Genomic DNA, 20023 nt, shown 5'->3' with positions numbered 1-20023 from the left:
CCCTGAGTCCAAACGTCCAATGAGTCCGACCGTCCCATGAGCGAGCGTCAACCGCGCCTTTCCGGTGCAGATCCCCTGCTGCCCTGGCTCATCTTTACCGGCGTCAGCATCTTCGCCTTCCTCGTACTCTGGTATTTTGGCTTCATCGCCAAGATGATCGACGAGGACAGGACCTATATCTCCGTTGTCATCGTCCTCCTCTATGTCGCAAGCAGTCTACATTGCCTGTGGCGTATCGTTTTCATCGGGCGCGAGGGGGAGGCTGCCCGCCGCACGGCCCAGTGGGTCATTCGAGGTGGCAAGTCCGCCCTGGCGACCATGGGTTCGGTGCCCGACGGAAAGCTTGGGCAAGGCCTGGTCGCCGGCCACATACGCGACCTCGTCACCAAGGCCGACCTGCAAGGCTCGGCCCGCCTCGACCAAACCTTGCTGTTGCGTGTCCTCGCCGACCGGCTGCGGGGTTCCAACCGCTATGGTGCCTTTGCCAGCGATACGTTGATGAAGCTCGGGCTGCTCGGCACCATCGTCGGCTTCATCATGATGCTGGCTCCGATCGCCGGGCTCGACACCGACAGCAAGGAAGCCGTGCGCAGTTCGATGTCGCTGATGAGCGGGGGCATGGCGGTTGCCATGTACACGACGCTGGTAGGCCTGATCGGTTCGATCATGATCAAGGTGCAATATCATTTCCTCGACGGCGCCACCTCGCGCATCTTCTCCTTCGCGGTCGATCTCACCGAAGTCCATGTGATTTCGGCGCTGGAAGCGCAAAGGGCGCCGGGATGATCGATGACTTCGATCTCCACGGACGGGAAGAAGCCTTCGACCCGTTCAGCGTGGTGCTGTTCAAGGCCCTGCAAGTCATCGCCTTCCTGTTCTTCGTGGTGTTCATCATCATTTCCCCCAAGGCCAATGAGGGCAAGGTCGACAGCAAGGCCGAGTTCATCATCACCATGGATTGGCCCGACAATCATCCCGACGACATGGACATCTTCGTCCAGGATCCCCTCGGCAACATCGCCTGGTACCGCCGGCGCGAAGCGGGTTTCCTGGTGCTCGATCGCGACGATCGCGGCGGCCTCAACGATTTCGTCATGGTCAACGGGCGCAAGCAACAGACCAAGGTGCGCGAGGAGCTCGTCAGCATTCGCGGTTTCGTCGCCGGCGAATACACCGTGAACGTCTATCACTTCACCGCCCTGACCAAGCAGCCGGTGCCGGTGACGGTAACGGTGCAAAAGCTCAATCCGGTCGCCAAGATCGTCGCCCGGGAGACGATTGAAACGGCTGACGGGGGAAGCGAGCAGACCGCCATACGCTTCACCATGGACGCGCGGGGCGAGGTCACCGGCACCAGCCGGGAGGCCAAGTCGATCTTGCGCGGCATGCACAATGCCTGGAGCAAGAATCTATGACCGCGGCAATGACGGTGGGCGGCGATCATGCTTGAGACCAACCTGCTCTGCCTGGTGCTCGCCTATGTCTTCCTCAGCCTCCTGATGCTCACCGTGCTGATCGGGCTGGCATTGCCGCGTCTGGTCAAGATCGGCGCGATCGTCGTGGCGAGCCTGTTCTATGTCGTCGTGTTCTTCTCGATGCAAGGCTTGCTGGGCTGGTCGGCACCTGTCGGCGTGCCGGCCCGCTTTCAGGTGCTGTGGACGAGGATCGTCGAACCCAATGTCGTCCAGGGCGAAACCGGTGCCATCCATCTCTGGCTCGAGGAGCTGGATGCGGCCAACCTGCCGACCGGCGAGCCGCGCGCCTATCGCCTGCCTTATACGACGAACCTCGCCGGCCGGGTGGCCAAGGCGCAAAAGGAGATCGAGAAGGGCAATCTGCAGGGGGGACGCGCGGAATTTTTCGGAACGGGAGCATCGCAAAGCGTCCCCACCGGCCCGCTGCAAACCGGAGCACCGCCCGGAGGGGATCCTTCCGGCGGCGGCCTGTTCGACCCGGCTTTTCTCGGCGGGCAATCGCGCAACGTCGATCTCGTGCCGCTACCGAAACCGGCGTTGCCGCCGAAGGACATGCCCTGACACTGCCTTGCCGTTCATCGCGGCAGCGACGCTGCCTTCCATGATCTGAACCATGCGGTCTTCAACAGAATTGGAAATGGGACATGCCGGACACGAAGGACGACAATGTCCAGGGCAAACTTCTTCTGAGGGGCGGAGCCCTTTGGCTCATCGTTGCCCTTGTCCTTGCCTGGTGCCTGGTGGGACTGGCCTTGCAACTCCCGGGATTCGGTGCTGTCTTCCCCGGAAAATATCAGCGTGTCCTGCAGGCGCATATCGACTTTCTCTTGATGAGCGCGCTGCTTTTGGGCTTCTACGGCACCAGGATCGCGCTGCCATGGCATATCCGCTGGGCCATGGTCATCGGTGCGTTCACAAATTCGATGCTCTTCCTGCTGATGGCCATCTTTCCTGCCCTGGACCCGACCGGCCCGTCGCCCGTCACGGGATTTGCCCGCACGATTTTCATCGGCCTCAGTCTGTTGAGCTTCTTGATCACCAGCTATGGCTTTGGGCGTGGAGCTGTCCTGGCCTTGCGATCGACCTTCACACGCTGATCGCTCTTTCAACTGGCCAAACGACGAGGGGCTGAAACGTCGGTGCGTTTCACCCCCTCGGATGTTCGGTAGCCGTCCTTGCGAGGCAGGCTATTCCGCGCCGGCCGGTGCGTCGGGCTCGCGCTGCGGCGGTCCTTTCGGCTTGGCCTTCGGTTTCTTGGCCGAGGCCTGGCTGTTGTCGGCCACCACCGGTTCGGGCTTGGGCTTGGCCGGGCCTGCCGGATATTCGAAGCCCAGTTCCTGCCTGCCCTCTTCGTTGGTGACGACCGTCACCCGCACGGCTCCGCCCGACTTCAGCCGGCCGAACAGCACCTCGTCCGCCAGCGGCGTCTTGATGGCCTGCTGGATCAGGCGAGCCATCGGCCGGGCGCCCATGAACTCGTCATAGCCATTGGCCACCAGCCAGGTACGGGCATCGTTGGAGAGTTCCACCGCAACATGCCGATCGGCAAGCTGCACTTCGAGCTGCGCGATGAACTTGTCGACGACCTGGCTGACGATCTCCTGCGACAGGTGGTCGAAGGCGATGGTCGCATCCAGGCGGTTGCGGAACTCCGGCGTGAACAGGCGGTTGATCGCCTCGGTGTCGTCGCCCTCGCGTTTGTTCTTGGTGAAGCCGAAGGCCGCCTTGGCCAGATCCGCCGCGCCGGCATTGGTGGTCATGATCAGGATCACATTGCGGAAGTCGACGCTCTTGCCGTTGTGATCGGTGAGCTTGCCGTGATCCATCACCTGCAACAGGATGTTGAACAGGTCCGGATGGGCCTTCTCGATCTCGTCCAGCAGCAGCACGCAATGCGGATTCTGGTCGATGCCGTCGGTGAGCAGGCCGCCCTGGTCGAAGCCGACATAGCCGGGAGGCGCACCGATCAGGCGCGACACCGTATGGCGCTCCATATATTCGGACATGTCGAAGCGCAGCAGGTTGATGCCGAGCACCGAGGCAAGCTGGCGGGCGACTTCGGTCTTGCCGACGCCTGTCGGCCCCGAGAACAGATAATTGCCGATCGGCTTTTCGGGATCGCGCAGGCCGGCACGGGCCAGCTTGATGGCAGCCGAAAGCTGCTTGATCGCCTTGTCCTGCCCGTAGACCACCCGCTTGAGGTTGGTCTCCAGATTCCTCAGCGTCTCCGTATCGTCCTTCGACACGGTCTTGGGCGGGATGCGCGCCATGGTGGCGATGGTCGCCTCGATCTCCTTGACGCCGATCGTCTTCTTGCGCCGGCTTTCGGTCACCAGCATCTGCGAAGCGCCGGTCTCGTCGATGACGTCGATCGCCTTGTCCGGCAACTTGCGGTCATTGATGTATTTGGCCGACAGCTCCACCGCCGCCTTGATGGCGTCGTTGGTGTAGCGCAGCTTGTGATATTCCTCGTAATAAGGCTTGAGGCCCTTGAGGATCTCGATGGTGTCGGGGATGGAGGGCTCCGCCACGTCGATCTTCTGGAACCGGCGCACCAAGGCGCGGTCCTTTTCGAAATACTGGCGGTACTCCTTGTAGGTGGTCGAGCCGATGCAGCGCAGCAGGCCGGCGGCCAGGGCGGGCTTGAGCAGATTGGAGGCATCCATGGCCCCGCCCGAGGTAGCGCCGGCGCCGATCACCGTATGGATCTCGTCGATGAACAGGATCGCGCCCGGATAGGCCTCGATCTCCTTCACCACCTGCTTGAGGCGCTCCTCGAAATCGCCGCGGTAGCGCGTGCCGGCGAGCAGCGTGCCCATGTCGAGCGCGAACACGGTGGCGCCGCGCAGCACTTCCGGCACGTCGCCTTCGATGATGCGGCGCGCGAGGCCCTCGGCGATCGCCGTCTTGCCGACGCCGGGATCGCCGACGAAGAGCGGATTGTTCTTCTGCCGGCGGCAGAGCACCTGGATGGTGCGCGTAATCTCGCTGTCGCGCCCGATCAACGGGTCGATCTTGCCGTCCCGGGCCTTCTTGTTGAGATTGACGCAATAGGCGTCGATAGCGTCCTGCTTCTTCTTGGACGCATCCTCGCCATTGGCCGTCGCCTTCGGGCTGTCGCCATCGGTCTCGTCGACGCCGCGCGGTGCCTTGGCTTCCGACAGGCCGGGACGCTTGGCGATGCCGTGCGAGATGTAGTTCACGGCGTCATAGCGCGTCATGTCCTGCTCCTGCAGGAAATAGGCGGCATGGCTCTCGCGCTCGGCGAAGATCGCCACCAGCACGTTGGCGCCGGTGACTTCCTCGCGGCCCGAGGACTGCACGTGAATGACCGCGCGCTGGATGACGCGCTGGAACCCTGCCGTCGGCTTGGCGTCGTCGCGGCCGTCGGAGACCAGATTCTCCAGTTCGGTGTCGATATATTCGACCAGGTTGCGGCGCAGAATGTCGAGATCGACATTGCAGGCCCGCATCACAGCCGCCGCGTCCTGATCCTCGATCAGGGAGAGCAGCAGATGTTCGAGAGTCGCATATTCGTGATGGCGCTGATTGGCAGCGGCCAGAGCGCGATGGAGGGACTGTTCGAGGTGTCTTGAAAAGGATGGCACGATCAGTTCCTCACTTTTCTTCCATGACGCATTGCAGCGGATGCTGATGCTTACGGGCAAAATCCATGACTTGAGTCACCTTGGTCTCTGCGACCTCATAGGTGTAGATGCCACACTCTCCCACGCCATTGTGGTGAACATGCAGCATGATGTGGGTGGCACCGTCACGATCCTTGTTGAAGAAGCGCTCCAGCACCTCGATGACGAATTCCATCGGGGTATAATCGTCATTCAGCAACAGGACCCGGTAGAGTTTGGGGCGTTTGGTCGCCGGCCGCGTCTTGGTGATCACGGCCGCGTTAGTGCCCTCACCGCCACCTGGAGCTCGGGGTTCGCGGGCCATGCCGATCAGGGGAAACGGCTTGTGCGCGGCGCTCACTGCAATATCCAGAATCGTTGAATCTTCCATTTCGACAACTGCAATCGCCTGCAGCCTAACATGATCTCGACGAGGAAAAAGGCTTCCACGAACTGAATTTATGATCGCCCCCGACTTTCCGCTAGTGCGACAACGCGCAATAATGGGTTCCACGTTCTGAACAGCGGGTGAAGTGCCTCTTTTTCATTCATTCTCAACCAATCGGACAATCATGCGACCAAAATGCCGCGCTGGCTGGGCACTTAACCGATCCGTAACCGCGTCCGCCTAGGTTCATTGACTGTGTCGTCCCTGCAGCGGCACGGTGAGACGGCCTCCCTCCGGCAACGGGGTGGGGTGAGCCCCGGACGAAGGGCGAATGAGACCACCGGTCTCGCAGGGACATGTAATGGACGGTGCCGTCGCGCCGGTGAGTATTGGGGACTTTGCATGCTATCGCGTTGGATCGGGGGCGGACTGGCCCGGACCACCACAATGGTTGCAGCCGGCTTGGTAGTGTTCACGACAACCCTGGCCTTTCATCCGGATGAAGCGGATGCGCGCCGCCGCGGCCATCATGCCGCCCCGGCGCAGAAATCGATGAAGCATGCGCGCAGCAAGCGCGTGCGCTCGGAATCGGCCGCCTCGGCCATTCCCGCCGACATGCGCAACAATCCGCGCTATGCCGCCATCGTGGTCGACGTAAAGACCGGGCGCACGCTTTATGAGGCCTCCCCCGAAGCCTTGAGGCATCCCGCCTCCATCACCAAGGTGATGACGCTCTATCTCCTGTTCGAACAGTTGCAGGCCGGCCGGCTCTCGATGGCGACCGAGCTTCCCGTTTCCGCCCACGCCGCCTCCCAGTCCCCCACCAAGCTCGGCCTGCGCGCCGGCCAGACCATCCGCGTCGACGACGCCATCAAGGGCATGGTGACGCGCTCAGCCAATGACGCCGCCGTGGTGGTGGCCGAAGCCCTCGGCGGCTCGGAAGGCAATTTCGCCAACTACATGACGCGCAAGGCCCGTGCACTGGGCATGTCGCGCACCACCTTTGTCAATGCCTCCGGCCTGCCCGATAACCGCCAGATCACCAGCGCCCATGACCTCGCCATCCTCGGCATGGCCATCCAGAAGCGCTTCCCGAACTATTATCGCCTGTTCTCGACCCGCAGCTTCGTCTATCGCGGACGCCCGATCCCGGGGCACAACCGCTTGCTGGGTTCGGTGGAAGGCGTCGACGGCATCAAGACCGGCTATACCAATGCCAGCGGCTTCAATCTGCTGACCTCGGTCAAGCGCAACGACAGGCAGTTGGTCGCCGTGGTGATGGGCGGCCGCAGCGCCGCCTCGCGCGACGTCGTGATGCGCCGCCTGATCGATGCCTATCTGCCAGTCGCCTATGCCGGCAATGCGGTCGACCGCTCCGCCACCCAGGTCGCCCGGGCCGAACTCCCAAACGATGCCGAGCCCATGGCCGCACCGCCCCGCCCGCCGGTTGTCCGGCCGGCCGTGGTCGCTGAAGCGCCGAAGGCCCGCCAGGCCGCTCCGGTGGCGGCGCCGATGCCGCCCGAAATCGTCGGGGACGCGGCGCCCGCTTCCGCTCCGCAGGCCCGACCCCAGCCCGTTCCCGCCAAACCGGTCATGGCCTTCGCGGCGCCCAGCACCCCGAGCATGCGTTGGGTCCAGGGTCTCCAGCCGGTCACGACCGCGCCCGCTACGCCGCCTGTTCGCGCCGGCCAGAGCAGCGAGGCCAGCCCCGACACCACCGCCACGGTGCAGAATGTCCGCACCGTTGCCATCACCCGTGATTCCGTCGCCTTGGCCGCGCCGCAGCGCAGCGGCTGGATCATCCAGATCGGCGCAACCGACAGCGAAGGAGCCGCCCGGCAGTTGCTGTCCAGCGCCAAGGCAGCCGGCAACAAGGCGCTCTCCTCCGCCCGCCCCTTCACCGAGACGGTCAGCCGCAACGGTTCGACCCTGTGGCGGGCACGCTTTGCCGGCTTCAGCGATCAGAACCAGGCCCAGTCGGCCTGCAGCGCCCTCAAGGCGGCCTCCTTCGCCTGCGTTGCCGTGAAGCTCTGATCCTTCGGCCAGAACAAGTATTCCGATTCAGGCGCGGCCTTCTTCGGACAGGCCGCGCCTTTGTTTTGCGGGAATTGCGCTTTCACACAGAAGGCGCAAAGCAAGGGGGCGATAAACAAGACACCCTGCGATTTCGCTTAGTCGCGGGGAACGCAAAGACACTTCCAGCCCACGGCTTGGAGCCAGCAAGCGTTCAGTCTTGAACGCCGTTGGCCCCAGGATAAAAGCGGCTTTCGCCGGAACACACTTTGCTCTGGGAAAAGGTCGCAAGCTTAATCGTTGCGTAACCATGTTCTGCGACGCTCAAGCATCGTCGGAACCGAGCAAGTTCGGTGGAGTTAGCGTCAATGGCCTTCAAGAAGCATGTCCCTGGCCCGGTTGACACGAGCAGCCATCTGCGTCGTGCCCCCCTTGTCGGGATGGATTTTCTTCATGAGCGCCCGGTGCGCTCGACGAATTTCCTGGGCGCTCGCCCCCGGCTGCACCCCAAGGATCTGGTAAGCTTCCTGCTTCGTCATCGCGTCGGACGCCGCCGCTCCGAAGCCCCGCGCGTGCGCATCATCCTTGAAGTGTTCGCGCCATCCGGCAAGCCTGCGGTCCAGATAAGCTTCAAGGATTGAACGACCGACAAAGTCGGCGGCGATCTCCGCCCGCAGTTGCATCAGTTCCCCTGCCTGCATGGCCGAAAGGCGCCGGCCCGAAAAACGCCCGCGAATGACCTGCCCGTCCACCGGCTGCCTGCTGGCGTCGAGCATGATCACCAGATCCGCGGTGCGTACCGAGCTGGGTCTCGTCGTCGAACCCGGAATGACGCCATCCGGCAATTGCGGCAGCCAGCCTCGCATGCCCGCAGCCAGGACCAGCAGAGGCAGCCCCATGCCCCAGACGCCGCGTGTCAGCAGATAGAGGCCGAAGGCAAAGGCAAGGAAACTGCCGCCGCGCCGCAGCAGGCTGTCCAGGACCGGCGTCTTCGACAGCATGCCTGGCTTGAGAAACGGCCACAGGCAGAACAGCACCACGCATGCGAAAATAAGCTGGCCCACTTCTATCCGATCTGCGAAACAGCCATCGATTCGAATCTTGGAATCCGAGTCTTGCCAGTTGAGCATTCCCCGAGCAAAGCGCGTTTAAACGCAAACGCGGCCTTGCTCAAACTCTTTGGTTCGACGCGTCCTGGGATTTGGAGTGACCGCCAAGTCACAAGACGCTCCAGAACCCTGGTCAAGCGAATACGACACTATGCACCTGCGGAGTAAGGGATGGCACGCCAAACCCTGGTGGTTCGAACCGTGGCGGAGTTGCGCCAGGCCGTGAAACGCTTTCGCGAGGTGCAGGAGACGGTCGCCCTGGTGCCGACCATGGGCGCCCTGCATGACGGTCATATCACCCTGGTGCGGCAGGCCCGCCAGCGGGCAAGCCGGGTGGTGGCCACGATCTTCGTCAATCCGACCCAGTTCGCGCCGACCGAAGATCTCGCCAAATATCCCCGCACGGAAGCGGCGGATCTAGCCAGGCTGCGGGATGTCGGCTGCGATCTCCTGTTCGCTCCCGACGCCAGCCAGATCTATCCGCACGGCTTCGCCACCACGGTCTCGGTTGCCGGGCCGGCGCAGGCCGGCCTGGAGGATCGCTTCCGTCCCGGCCATTTCGCCGGCGTGGCGACAGTGGTGGCCAAGCTGTTCTGCCAAAGCGGCGCGGACTTCGCCCTGTTCGGCGAGAAGGACTATCAGCAGCTTTGCGTCGTTACCCAGATGGCGCGCGACCTCGATTTGCCGATCACGGTCGTCGGCATTCCGACCGTGCGCGAAGCCGACGGATTGGCGATGTCGTCGCGCAACCGCTATCTCGCGCCGGAACAGCGGGCCAAGGCCCCTCTCCTGCATCGCACCCTCCGGCAGGTCGCCGATGCCCTGATCAAGGGCGTCGACATCGAAGCCGCCCTGGCATCCGGGCGCAGTGCCATCACGGCCGGAGGCTTCGAGCTCGACTATCTGGAAGCACGGCAGGCGGTGAGCCTCGCCCCGGTTACCGGACTTGCGGAGGGGCCGGTGCGATTGCTGGTGGCTGCCCGGCTGGGTGCGACCCGCCTCATCGACAATATCGGCGTCGAGACGCCCCGGCATTAACCAAATTGCCGTCGGGAAAGGTGACGAAACCGTGGCAATCATGCCACGCATCCCTTCGTTGCCCGCGCGTGTTTGAAAACGGGAAATCGTGGTTAATCCACCGTTAACATGAGATTTTTCAAAGAGTTACGACACTTCATACCCCGTCCGGATCTTGTTTTTTCTGCGGCAAGAGCGTTGTGCGGCCCCTGCCCTTGTGCGAAGTTGGCTTCGGGAACGGGTAATTGGCCCTGCTCTCTGGGTAAACATCCGGTGGCGGGCAAAACGGGTCTGAAGATTGTGATGCGCTTCGGGATCAGGATCAGGTCGAATTTGAGCCGAATGGCCCCTAAAGCCGCCTTGGCCGCCGTGGCGCTCGCAACGGCATTTCTGCCGCATTCGCAGGCTGCCGCCGCCGGCCACAGCGCCATGCCGATCTATGCTCCCGTGGGCGACGTCACCACCCCGCCCTCTGGCTATCTGCAGTTCTGCAAGGACAATCCGGCCGACTGCAAGTCGGGCTCGCAGGAAGCACGCGACATCGTGCTCTCGCGCCAGGCCTGGAAGGATCTGATCGCCCTGAACGACCAGGTCAACAAATCGGTCAAGCCCGTCACCGATCTCGACAATTACGGCAAGGTCGAATGGTGGGCCTACCCCACCAATGGCAAGGGCGACTGCGAGGACTATGTCCTGCTCAAGCGCAAATTGCTGATCGACGCCGGCTGGCCGCGCTCGGCCCTGCTGATCACCGTGGTGCGCGACAAGAAGAACGAAGGCCACGCCGTCTTGATGGTGAAGACCGACCGCGGCGAGTTCGTGCTCGATAATCAGGAAACCAAGATCCTGTCCTGGCGCGCCACCGGCTATCGCTACGTCAAGCGCCAGTCGCAATCCGACCAGAATGCCTGGGTCTCGCTCGGCGACACGCAGACCACGGCCATCGTGTCGGCGAAGGGCAACTGAGTTTTTTCCGGGTGCGCCGACGTCTCGTCCGCCTCTTCCCCACGGCGCGTGTCATGTTTCCAAGAACGGACGAGACGTCCGTGCACCCGGAAATACGCTCCCCGCGACTTAATCCACCCTCTTCAACCCCTTGGCAAAGCGCTTGGCGTTGGCGACATAATGCGCCGACGACTGCCTGAGCTTGGCGACGGCTTCCGCGTCGAGGGGACGGAGCACTCGGGCCGGCGAGCCGACGATCAGCGAATGATCCGGAAATTCCTTGCCTTCGGTGATCAGCGCATTGGCGCCGACCAGACAGCCCTTGCCGATGCGTGCGCCGTTCAGGATGGTGGCCCCCATGCCGATCAGGCTGCCGGCACCGATGGTGCAGCCATGCAGGATGGCGGAATGGCCGATCGTGCAATCCTCCCCGATGGTGAGGGGAAAGCCGGGATCGGAATGCAGCACGGCACCATCCTGGATATTGGAGCGCGCACCGACGGTCATCGGCTCATTGTCGCCGCGCAGCACCGCACCGAACCAGATATTGGCGTCCTCTGCCAAAATCACGCGACCGATCACCCGCGCATCGGGCGCAAGCCAGTAGCGGCCGTCGGCCGGCACCGACGGCGCAATATCGTCGAGCGCATAGAGGGGCATGGCAGAGCTCCGTTCCTGGGATCGCAGGCGTCCTCGCCTATGAGCGCTAACGCTGTGGTCGTGGCCTAGCATGGGAGGGTCGATCTCCAGATCGACCATCCTGAAAACATCACGCGTGATTATGGACGAAGATGGCCGATCTGGAGATCGACCCTCCGTGTTTCATTCGCTCCGACCAGTAAAGCCCGCGCCCAATACCCGCGATCCCGCAAATAGCCGATCAGTCCTCGAGGTCGATGTCGAGGATCGCCATGTGGAAGTCGTAGGAGGTCTCTCCGTCTTCCTTGTCCTCGGAGACCACGCCGATCGACTCCTCGCCGATATAGACTTCCGCGCTGTCAGTCTTGCGGGCACGAGGCACGACGCGAATGGTGGCATTGCCGAAGGTGCGACGAAGATAGGCTTCGACGCGCTGCATGTCTTTCTTGTCCACTAGACTTCCTCGGTTGAATGCGCCGGGCGACTTTGCCGCCCCGCCATCCCCGGGCTTTGCCATGCCGAAGCCTGCTTCGCAAGAGAATGCGGGCCGACACCCTGTGCAATCGAGCAAGTTAGGGCATGCCGAAGGCGGGAAAAGCGCAATCTCCGCAGATCATCGGATTGATCGAAAGCTGATGCGATGGCGAACGATCGCGGGACGGGATCATCGCATCGAAAGACGGCTGCCAGTTTCCGGTGGAAACGATGCGGCGATTGGCTCTTGCGGCATCCGTTCCGTTTCCGACGCTGTTTGCGATGCCATCGTCACCTCACGCGCATTAGAACACCGGCCCGACGATGGTGAGCAGATTGTCGTATATTCGACGCAGCCTCGGACGCTTCTTGACGTCTTGTTCATCGACCTGCGTCGACGACGAAATATAGATATCCTGCCGGGCCCGAACATCGCCGGAGTTCTTGTCCGAATAGAAAAGGATGTTGTTTTCGAAATTGAGATAGAGACTGCGGAAATCCATGTTTGCCGAGCCCACCAGCGTGAGCTGGCCGTCCACGACCACGGTTTTCGCATGGAGGAGGCCGCCATGATATTCGTAGATCTTCACGCCCGATGCGAGAAGCCGCGCATAATGCGCCTTGCTGATCGCACTCACGACATGTGAATCGTTCCGGGCAGGAAGAATGAGGATGGTTGTCACCTTACGGCGCGCCGATGCCATCAGGCTGGCGAGAAGCTGCAGATCCGGGACAAAATAGGGTGTCGAGATCACCACCTCCTGCTGGGCGCTCTGGAGCAACGAGACGAACACGTCCGACATCGACCCCTTCGGAGACATCGGCCCCGTCCCGAAGGCCGCCGCCGCGCAGTCTCCCTCCAACTCTCCCGGGAAGGGTTCGCTGGCCAGGCTGGACAGGTCTTCGCCATATTCGACGGCCCAATCATTGGCGAAGACGAGTTGGTTCTGGCGAGCCACCGGACCTTCAAACCGAAGCATGATGTCGATCCAGGGCGCGAACCGCGGCTTGATACGGAACTCCGGGTCCGCACAGTTCTGGCTGCCGCAATAGGTGACGCTGTTGTCGACGACGACGATCTTGCGATGGTTGCGCAGATCCGGGCGACTGATCGATGCCAGCGACACACCGAGCGAGGACACCAGCGAGACGCAGAGCTTGATGCCCGATTGCTTCATCGCGGCCCAATAAGCGGAGCGGATGAGATCGCGCGATCCGAAGGCGTCCACCACCACGCGGCAGGTGACGCCGCGCGCTGCCGCCCGCCGCAGGGCCTCGACGACGAGCCTGCCATTATTGTCCGTCAGCCAAATGTAGAACGAAACGTGGATGGTCTCTCGGGCGAGGTCGAAATCGTGGACCATGTCGCGGATCGCGGCGTCGGAGTCGGCGGCCAGGCTCGCCACGTTCCCGATTGCGGCCCCGCATCCGTTCAAGGACGCGCAGGTCTCGAATACCGGCCTGTACCGATCGGGAATGAGGCCGGAGGACATGCCGCCCGACATGGCGGATATGTTCGCTATGGGCTGTTCCCAGACCGTAGCCGCCCGTCGGCGGAAACTGCGCGCCATCCAGGGCTCGCCCAGAAAAAGATAAACCACAATTCCGATGATCGGAAAGCCGATGAGCACGAAGAACCACGCGGCGCGCGCGTCTGAACTCATGTCATCGTTGAGCAGCACCCGGCAGAGAACCGCTACGTGCACGGCAAGGACGAGCGCCAGGGCTAGGAGGTGATGCCACATGATATATCCTGCTCGGGAAGCGACCGGGCGAAGCGCGATATAGGCTTAAAGAACGTGCCTGAAACCCTGAAGGATTGCGATCAAATGGACGTCACTTTCGCTGCGAAGTTCCTGGGCGCGCTGTTCGCCATCATGAATCCCTTTATCAACCTGCCGATCTTTCTCAGCATGGTGAGCACCAAACCCGTCGCTCAACAGCGCGGCATGGCGGTGACGATACTGTTCTATACGGCAGCGATGTGCATCGTCATTTCATTGTTTGGCGGGTACATCATCGCTTTTTTTGGTGTCACCATTGCCTCTTTCCGCGTCGCCGGCGGCCTGGTGCTTCTTGCCATCGCCTTGTCCATGCTGAACGGCAAGCCGGTCACCTCGCACGAAAGGGGCGAGCAGGAAAAACAAGCCGACAGGACGGCTGAAAGCGATACCGATGGTGATCTGGCGTTCTATCCGATGACATTTCCGATGGTCGTGGGACCGGGCACCATGGCCACGCTGATCGTCTACGCAGCGCAAACCCATAATGCCGCGCAATATGTATCGTTTGCCCTCGTGCTTGCGAGCGTCCTGCTCGCCCTGTTCATCGTCCTGTTCTTCGCCGCCGAGATTGGCGAACTCCTCTCCGCCAAGGTGCGGGTCATCATGACCCGGATCATGGGCATGATACTTGCTGCGATCGCGGTCGAAATGGTCATCGAGGGAGCCAAGGTGATGTTGCCGGGCCTGGCTTGAGAGGCACGGAAATGCTGCAGATCTCGGCGACGATGAAATGACGGCTCGGCTTTACGAGCCGAAGGGCACGAAACAGGGAGAACCGTCATCCTCAACTCCTTCGAGAAATGGAGCAGGATCGGCCATCTTAGCCTGTTGTCGCAAATGACCTGCCCTATAGTATCAGACCCGATTTCGGAATCGGATCTGGTACTATAGGTTATTGTTGTCGCATCGTTTTTGCCAAAAACCGGCATCCACTTTTCGGCACGATTCTCTAGAGCCCGACGTCATGCCAGAAGATGTCGTCCGGCAGCGGACCATGCAGGATCTGGTCCATGCTGCGCGACGGCTCAGCGCAGCCCGCCTCCCCGACCACGCGGGCCGGAACGCCCGCCACGGTCGTATTGCGCGGCACCGCCTTGAGCACGACGGAGCCCGCCGCCACGCGGGCGCATTGGCCGATCTCGATATTGCCGAGGATCTTGGCACCCGCCCCGATCATCACGCCGCGGGCGATCTTGGGATGGCGGTCGCCGGACTCCTTGCCGGTGCCGCCCAGCGTCACGTCCTGCAGGATGGAGACGTCATCGCCGATCACCGCCGTTTCGCCCACCACCAGGCCGGTGGCATGGTCGAGGAAGACACCGCGCCCGATCGGCACGTTCGGATTGATGTCGCACTGGAACACGGCCGAGGAACGGCTCTGCAGGTAGAGGGCGAAATCCCTGCGCCCCGACTTCCAGAGCCAGTGAGCCAGGCGATGGGTCTGCAGGGCGTGGAATCCCTTGAAATAGAGGATCGGCTCGATATAGCGATTGGCGGCCGGGTCGCGATCGATCACTGCCGCAATGTCGGCGCGGATCGCCGAGGCGATGCTCGGATCAGCCTCGAGCGCCTTGCCATAGGCCTGGGCGATCAAGGTCGCCGGCATGTCCGAATGATCCAGGCGCGAAGCGATGCGCTGCACCACGGCGCTTTCCAGCGAATTGAGCTGCAGGATATTGGCGAAGATGAAGCTGGAAAGCTGCGGCTCGGCATGGGTGACCGCTTCAGCCTCGGCCCGCACTCGGCTCCAGACCGGGTCGACGATTTCAAGCCCATGGGAAACCAGGCGCTTCGACTGATTCATCTGCCTATCCGCTGAATGGAAGGTATCTCCTTCCTTTTTAGCGCAGTGATGCCGGCAGTGCCAATGTTCATTTAGACGCCCTGCTCTGCGAGGAATGCCAAAACGCCTTGCTTGTAGACCTTGTCGCCGACGGCGGGGTTGTGATCGCGGTTGGGAATGTCGAGCACGGCGGCATTGGGCATCATCGCGGCCAGTTCCTGCGCCGAACCCGCGATCGGATCGCGCGTCCCCACGGCGATCAGGGTCGGTTGCAGGATCCTGGCGACCTCGGCCGGATTGAGCTGGACCCGCGAGCCACGGATGCAGGCGGCCAGGGCCCGCCGGTCCGCACCGCTCTTGTCGGCAAAGGCACGGAACATCCGCCCGATCGCATCCGGCACGTCGTCGAGCGACGGCGCCTCCATGGCTGCCGCGATGGTGGGCGGCAGGGCCTCACCCTGCACGAGCCGCACGCCCAGGCCGCCGAATATAACCGCATCCACGCGCTGGGGATGCTCGAGCGCGAGGAAGGCTGTGATGCGGGCGCCCATGGAATAGCCCATCACCGCCGCCGAGCCGATGCGCAGATGATCGAGCAACGCGACGGCATCGCCTGCCATCGCAGCAGGATGGTAGGCGGCCGGATCGTAGAGCTTTGAGGAAGCGCCATGGCCGCGATTGTCGAAGGCGATCACCCGCCGGCCCTGCCTGGTGAGCAGGTCGACCCAGCCGGTGCCGACCCAGTTCACCTGATGATTCGAACCGAAGCCGTGGATGAGAAGGATGGGCTCGCCTTCTCCTTCGTCGATATAGGCGATTTCGACGCCGTCATGATCAAAACGCTGCATCGGCGCGGTTTTCCTTTGCTCTTGCTCCCAATAGCCCCTATCGCATCCCGTGCGGCACCGCTATGGTCCGCGCGAGAGAAAATGACGGAGCCCAAGTCCCAGCGCGGGCTCCAAATCGCGGACTGAAGATCGATGGCAGGCCATTCCATTCCCCATTTCCAAAATGACCTCGGCTTGAAGGTCATTCGCGTCGGCTCGAAGGAATTCATGTGCCAGGGCGCGAGCGTGCCGTTCGACCACCCCCACATCTTCATCGATCTCGGTTCGGATGACGAGGCGGTGTGCTCCTACTGCTCCACGCTCTTCAAATATGATCCCAAGCTGCCCGAAGGCATGTCGGAACCGGCGGCCTGCACGGTGAACGCCCACGCCGCCTGAACCGGCCATGGATATCGCGATCGCCGGCGCCGGCATCGGCGGGCTGACGGCCGCCCTGGCCCTGGCCCGGCGCGGCTTTGCCGTCGAGATCTACGAGCGCGCCGCGGCGCTCGAGGAAGCCGGAGCCGGCATCCAGCTCACGCCCAATGCGCTCAACGTCCTGTTCGGCCTCGGCCTCGGCCCCGCGCTCGAGGCGCATATGGTGGTGATGGATGCGGTGCGTATCCGCAAGGGCGCCACCGGCGGCCTGATCCAGCAAATCCCGCTCGGCCAATGCCGCCAACGCTGGGGTGCGCCCTATGGCGTCATCCATCGCGCCGACCTGCAAGCGGTACTGGTGGCGGCGGTGCGCCAGCGCGGCATCCCGCTGCATCTGAGCCGAGAGCTGCATTCGGTCCGCCAGGACCAGAAGCGGGTTATCCTCTCCTTTGCGGCTGGCGCCCCTGATGTCTCCGCCCGTATGCTGATCGGTGCGGACGGCTTGTGGTCGAAATTGCGGCCCCTGCTCGGCCTCGAACAGCCGCGTTTTGTCGGAAGGCGGGCTTGGCGCGCCGTGATCCCGATGCAGGACGTCCCTGTCCTGTTTCAGGGCCTGATGACCGGGCTCTGGCTCGGCGACAATGCGCATTTCGTGCATTACCCCGTGCGGTCGGGCCAGGCCCTCAATCTCGTGGCGGTGACATCGGCCGAGGATGCCGGCCCCGGCTGGTCGACGCCGCAGCCCCTGCAGGCGCTGCTGCCGCATTACGCCGGCTGGGACGGACGCCTGCGAACCTTGCTGGCCACGGTGCCGCAATGGCGGACCTGGCCGCTGTTCGAAGGCCGCGCCGACGGCCGGATCGCCACCGGCCGCATCGCCCTGATCGGTGACGCCGCCCATCCCATGCTGCCCTTCATCGCCCAGGGCGGTGCGGCGGCCATCGAGGACGCGGCCGAACTGGCTGCCCAACTCAGTGGCGCCGACGACAATGATGTTCCCGCCCGCCTACAGGACTGGTCGCGCCTGCGCCTGCCGCGTGTCGGCCGGATCCAGGCCGAGGCACGCAGCAATGGCGAGCGCTATCACTGGCGCTGGCCCCTTGCCGCCGCCCGCGATCTCGGCCTGTCGGCTCTCGGCGGGCGGCGCCTGCTGGAGCGCTATGACTGGCTCTATGGCTGGAAGCCGACACAAACGGCTTGAGCCGATACGATTCCGGCCCTAAGCAAGGCCGGCGCTGCGGACGTGGCGAAATGGTAGACGCAGCAGACTTAAAATCTGCTTCGGGAAACCGGGTGCGGGTTCGAGTCCCGCCGTCCGCACCAGAGATAACTAGTGGACTGTGACCGTAATCACGGGAACGATTGGCGCTGGCTGTGGAGAGGTGACCGTGGCGGCCAAGGCGAAGGTCTTTGAGAATCTCCCTAGGTTCGCAGTCTGAGAAAAGGCTGTCGATCAAACACGCTGGCTTGTCCGACAGGCATGTGCCGGATGCCGGCTCACTAACCAGGACTGGCGCTCATCCTCATGAATGGGAACTACGACGACATTCTATCGCGCATCCCGACCGCGCCACTTTGGTATGATGAATACGGGGTCCCGCGCTATGAGCCATTCACCCCGCGCCGCACCGGGAACATATATTGCAACGAAGCGGTACTTGTAGAGGTCGTGTGTTAGGCGTGCCTACGCACCTTTACCGTTTGCTGCTCTTTTAACATGCCGGTGTTCCCGAGCATGGAAGACCATTCGCAGGCTGACCTTATTCGCCACAACTATGAGTTCCTCTATGGCGACCCACCTCGTCACAGCGAGGGGACCTATTTGCACGAGAGCGCCAAGATAACCTGTGTCGCGGGGGACAGCATGAACACACTGGCGGTTCGCGTTCTCGAATACTGGAAGCGAGATCGATGGGAATGGGTCCGGGACCCCTCGCTAGAGGTTACCATTGAGAGCGACGAGCGGGACCGGATCGAAAAGGGGCAATGGTGAGCAATTCAGCCCCTAGCTCTTACCGGTCCCCCTCAAGTTCCTCATCGCGAACCCTTCCGGCCTCATACAGCGCCACACATCGCTCCCAGGACCCTATACCGGATGGAACACAATGCTTCACTCAAGGAAGCGAAAGACCACTGCTATGGCCAAGGCACACTTGATCGATATTTTGAGATGACCGGCCACACGGAGACGAACGTGAATGCTCTCTGGCACCACAGGGCCAGCGCTTTCGGCCCGCCATGCCATGCTTGCGCCCCCCCTGCGGACGCCTAAGGCATCATTCTGTGCCGAGTGCGGGGAGCCCCGGGAGAGTCCCTAAGCGCCCTCCTCCTCCCGAGGCATACCCCCTAGCCCAGCCAAAGAGAAAGCCCGCCAGTGACTCTTAGCGGGCGTTCTAGGGGCATCCTGCGCCCCTTCACGGCCACATAACGCGCTTGGCGGTAGAGCAGCAAAGCGAACGGGGAGGAAGCGGTATGAGCGACCCGAAAGGCTCGTCAGGGGGCCAGCCCAATCACGTGGCGGCAGAGGCAACTGCAAACGCCAACGTACAAGGAGGCCACCTAGACCACCCACATGGCCAGCGGGGCATATCCTCGCTAGGATCTATCCCTACTAGGGGAAGACGCATCGGGAATACGCTTGCTCTTTTAGGCATAGCGGCCACTGGCTTGGCCATCTGGCGCTATTGGCCCGGCAATGATCCAGCTACCATCAAGCCTTCGCTCATCAAGTCGATCTTCGTTGATGGGGAGACCCAATCACGCTTTAAGGACAAGGCGCTTGTATTCTGGCTGCTTGCGGGTTGGGCGGTGGTGCCGTCCCTATGGTTCCTCGCGGAGTTGGCGTGGTGGTCCCCTTACTCGGAGCAGCTACCGGACAATATTACAACGCAACAGCTCGAAGTCCGCAAGCAGCGCATCGAGGAGTTCAAATACATGCAGTCGCTCTCCCGAGCCATTTGGGTTGCCGTGCTGGCGGTCCTTGCGGTCTTGTTCGGCGTGAGCATCTCAGGGGCCCCGGCAGGCTAACGGAAGGCAAATGAGAAAGACCCGCAGCCATCACGCCACGGGTCCTCATGGCTCTCCCAAGATGATGGCGGCCCTATGCCCGCCAAAGGAAAAAGCCCGCCGGTGACTCTTAGCGGACACTCTAGTGGCCTACCTCTCACGCTCAGCCGAATGTGAAGGTGAAGGCCCGTCCGCCTAGGGTCCCGGTGCCGGTCCCACGGGTACCCGTCGAAGCGAACTCAAAGGGGCCGCTCTGTCCATTGCTGCAGTTGAACACGCCGGAGCCTTTGCGCGAGGTCTCATAGACAAAGTTGCCAGTACAGGTGAGCCCTTTGTTGCTCTTGATTTGCAGTGTGCCGCCGCCATCGGCATAGCCCGTAGCGCTGCCCGTAAAGGTCTCACCACCCGTAGCCATTGAGCCGCGAACGGGCAGCGTCATGCTGCACCCACCAAGAATCAAGGATGATGTAGCGACGGCAATCTGGCCTGCTGCCGGTTTTTCGGACACCAGGTTAAGCTAACATAGCTTTCTCCTCGAACTCGACAGGGCTCATATATC

Annotated in this window: 20 protein-coding genes and 1 tRNA gene; 12 read left to right on the top strand and 9 right to left on the bottom strand. The window is 62.4% G+C overall.

Annotation, left to right across the window (positions count from 1 at the left end; genetic code table 11):
• Window positions 1-36 precede the first annotated feature (36 nt).
• The 4 genes from ABXS05_RS00105 (at window position 37) to ABXS05_RS00090 (ending at window position 2572) form a co-directional block, all read left to right on the top strand.
• Complete coding sequence (locus ABXS05_RS00105) at window positions 37-786, top strand: MotA/TolQ/ExbB proton channel family protein (protein WP_367622493.1); 750 nt, start codon at window positions 37-39, stop codon at window positions 784-786.
• Window positions 783-1415 carry a hypothetical protein gene (locus ABXS05_RS00100; protein ID WP_367622492.1) on the top strand — a complete coding sequence of 211 codons (633 nt, stop codon included), beginning with the start codon at window positions 783-785 and terminating at the stop codon, window positions 1413-1415. Before ABXS05_RS00105 ends, ABXS05_RS00100 begins: the two co-directional genes overlap by 4 nt.
• Before the next feature lie 27 nt (window positions 1416-1442).
• Window positions 1443-2036: a hypothetical protein gene (locus tag ABXS05_RS00095; protein ID WP_068295521.1), complete on the top strand. Its 594-nt coding sequence runs from the start codon at window positions 1443-1445 to the stop codon at window positions 2034-2036.
• A gap of 83 nt (window positions 2037-2119) precedes the next feature.
• Complete coding sequence (locus tag ABXS05_RS00090) at window positions 2120-2572, top strand: hypothetical protein (protein ID WP_367622491.1); 453 nt, start codon at window positions 2120-2122, stop codon at window positions 2570-2572.
• A 90-nt stretch (window positions 2573-2662) separates the two neighbouring features.
• Here ABXS05_RS00090 and clpA read toward each other — a convergent pair whose 3' ends face one another.
• Both clpA and clpS read right to left on the bottom strand, forming a co-directional pair.
• On the bottom strand, window positions 2663-5083 hold the full coding sequence (gene clpA / locus ABXS05_RS00085) for an ATP-dependent Clp protease ATP-binding subunit ClpA (protein WP_311938918.1): 2421 nt from the start codon (window positions 5081-5083) through the stop codon (window positions 2663-2665).
• Between the two features lie 10 nt (window positions 5084-5093).
• Entirely contained in the window at window positions 5094-5426 is a 333-nt protein-coding gene (gene clpS, locus ABXS05_RS00080) for an ATP-dependent Clp protease adapter ClpS (RefSeq protein WP_082980075.1), read from the bottom strand.
• Window positions 5427-5891: 465 nt separating this feature from the next.
• Between clpS and ABXS05_RS00075 the strand changes: the two genes are divergently transcribed.
• Complete coding sequence (locus tag ABXS05_RS00075; RefSeq protein WP_311938916.1) at window positions 5892-7523, top strand: SPOR domain-containing protein; 1632 nt, start codon at window positions 5892-5894, stop codon at window positions 7521-7523.
• Window positions 7524-7867: 344 nt separating this feature from the next.
• Here the strand turns inward: ABXS05_RS00075 and ABXS05_RS00070 are convergent, their stop codons facing one another.
• Window positions 7868-8632 carry a DnaJ domain-containing protein gene (locus ABXS05_RS00070; RefSeq protein WP_367622490.1) on the bottom strand — a complete coding sequence of 255 codons (765 nt, stop codon included), beginning with the start codon at window positions 8630-8632 and terminating at the stop codon, window positions 7868-7870.
• A 150-nt stretch (window positions 8633-8782) separates the two neighbouring features.
• Here ABXS05_RS00070 and panC point away from each other — a divergent pair, with 150 nt between their 5' ends.
• Complete coding sequence (gene panC / locus ABXS05_RS00065) at window positions 8783-9649, top strand: pantoate--beta-alanine ligase (RefSeq protein WP_367622489.1); 867 nt, start codon at window positions 8783-8785, stop codon at window positions 9647-9649.
• A gap of 321 nt (window positions 9650-9970) precedes the next feature.
• The gene (locus ABXS05_RS00060; protein ID WP_437178620.1) at window positions 9971-10594 is read left to right on the top strand and encodes a transglutaminase-like cysteine peptidase; all 624 of its coding nucleotides are present in this window, start codon (window positions 9971-9973) and stop codon (window positions 10592-10594) included.
• A gap of 108 nt (window positions 10595-10702) precedes the next feature.
• Here ABXS05_RS00060 and ABXS05_RS00055 read toward each other — a convergent pair whose 3' ends face one another.
• The 3 genes from ABXS05_RS00055 to cls all read right to left on the bottom strand — a co-directional run bounded on the left by ABXS05_RS00055 (window position 10703) and on the right by cls (window position 13431).
• Window positions 10703-11233: a gamma carbonic anhydrase family protein gene (locus tag ABXS05_RS00055; protein WP_367622488.1), complete on the bottom strand. Its 531-nt coding sequence runs from the start codon at window positions 11231-11233 to the stop codon at window positions 10703-10705.
• Between the two features lie 220 nt (window positions 11234-11453).
• A complete protein-coding gene (locus ABXS05_RS00050) occupies window positions 11454-11651 on the bottom strand; it encodes a DUF3126 family protein (RefSeq protein ID WP_245196728.1) in 198 nt (65 codons plus the stop codon).
• A gap of 340 nt (window positions 11652-11991) precedes the next feature.
• A complete protein-coding gene (gene cls / locus ABXS05_RS00045; RefSeq protein ID WP_367622487.1) occupies window positions 11992-13431 on the bottom strand; it encodes a cardiolipin synthase in 1440 nt (479 codons plus the stop codon).
• An 84-nt stretch (window positions 13432-13515) separates the two neighbouring features.
• Here cls and ABXS05_RS00040 point away from each other — a divergent pair, with 84 nt between their 5' ends.
• The gene (locus ABXS05_RS00040; protein ID WP_367622486.1) at window positions 13516-14163 is read left to right on the top strand and encodes a MarC family protein; all 648 of its coding nucleotides are present in this window, start codon (window positions 13516-13518) and stop codon (window positions 14161-14163) included.
• 256 nt (window positions 14164-14419) lie between these two features.
• Here the strand turns inward: ABXS05_RS00040 and cysE are convergent, their stop codons facing one another.
• Both cysE and ABXS05_RS00030 read right to left on the bottom strand, forming a co-directional pair.
• The gene (cysE, locus tag ABXS05_RS00035; RefSeq protein ID WP_311938904.1) at window positions 14420-15274 is read right to left on the bottom strand and encodes a serine O-acetyltransferase; all 855 of its coding nucleotides are present in this window, start codon (window positions 15272-15274) and stop codon (window positions 14420-14422) included.
• Window positions 15275-15345: 71 nt separating this feature from the next.
• Window positions 15346-16101 (bottom strand): alpha/beta fold hydrolase, encoded by a 756-nt coding sequence (locus tag ABXS05_RS00030; protein WP_367622485.1) that lies wholly within the window; start codon window positions 16099-16101, stop codon window positions 15346-15348.
• A 132-nt stretch (window positions 16102-16233) separates the two neighbouring features.
• On the opposite strand from ABXS05_RS00030, the gene ABXS05_RS00025 reads away from it, so the two are divergent.
• From ABXS05_RS00025 to ABXS05_RS00010, 4 genes are all read left to right on the top strand, one after another.
• On the top strand, window positions 16234-16479 hold the full coding sequence (locus tag ABXS05_RS00025) for a zinc-finger domain-containing protein (protein WP_311938901.1): 246 nt from the start codon (window positions 16234-16236) through the stop codon (window positions 16477-16479).
• A gap of 7 nt (window positions 16480-16486) precedes the next feature.
• The gene (locus ABXS05_RS00020) at window positions 16487-17659 is read left to right on the top strand and encodes an FAD-dependent monooxygenase (RefSeq protein ID WP_367622484.1); all 1173 of its coding nucleotides are present in this window, start codon (window positions 16487-16489) and stop codon (window positions 17657-17659) included.
• 36 nt (window positions 17660-17695) lie between these two features.
• A tRNA-Leu gene (locus ABXS05_RS00015) sits at window positions 17696-17781 on the top strand.
• Between the two features lie 1344 nt (window positions 17782-19125).
• Window positions 19126-19485 (top strand): hypothetical protein, encoded by a 360-nt coding sequence (locus ABXS05_RS00010; RefSeq protein ID WP_367622483.1) that lies wholly within the window; start codon window positions 19126-19128, stop codon window positions 19483-19485.
• Between the two features lie 142 nt (window positions 19486-19627).
• On the opposite strand, the gene ABXS05_RS00005 is transcribed toward ABXS05_RS00010, so the two are convergent.
• A complete protein-coding gene (locus tag ABXS05_RS00005; RefSeq protein ID WP_367622482.1) occupies window positions 19628-19903 on the bottom strand; it encodes a hypothetical protein in 276 nt (91 codons plus the stop codon).
• Between the last annotated feature and the right edge of the window lie 120 nt (window positions 19904-20023).

The sequence above is a fragment of the Labrys neptuniae genome (assembly GCF_040797145.1).
GTDB lineage: Bacteria > Pseudomonadota > Alphaproteobacteria > Rhizobiales > Labraceae > Labrys > Labrys neptuniae.
Note: the sequence above shows the minus strand (reverse complement) of the source record. Positions and strands in the feature narration are given on the sequence as shown.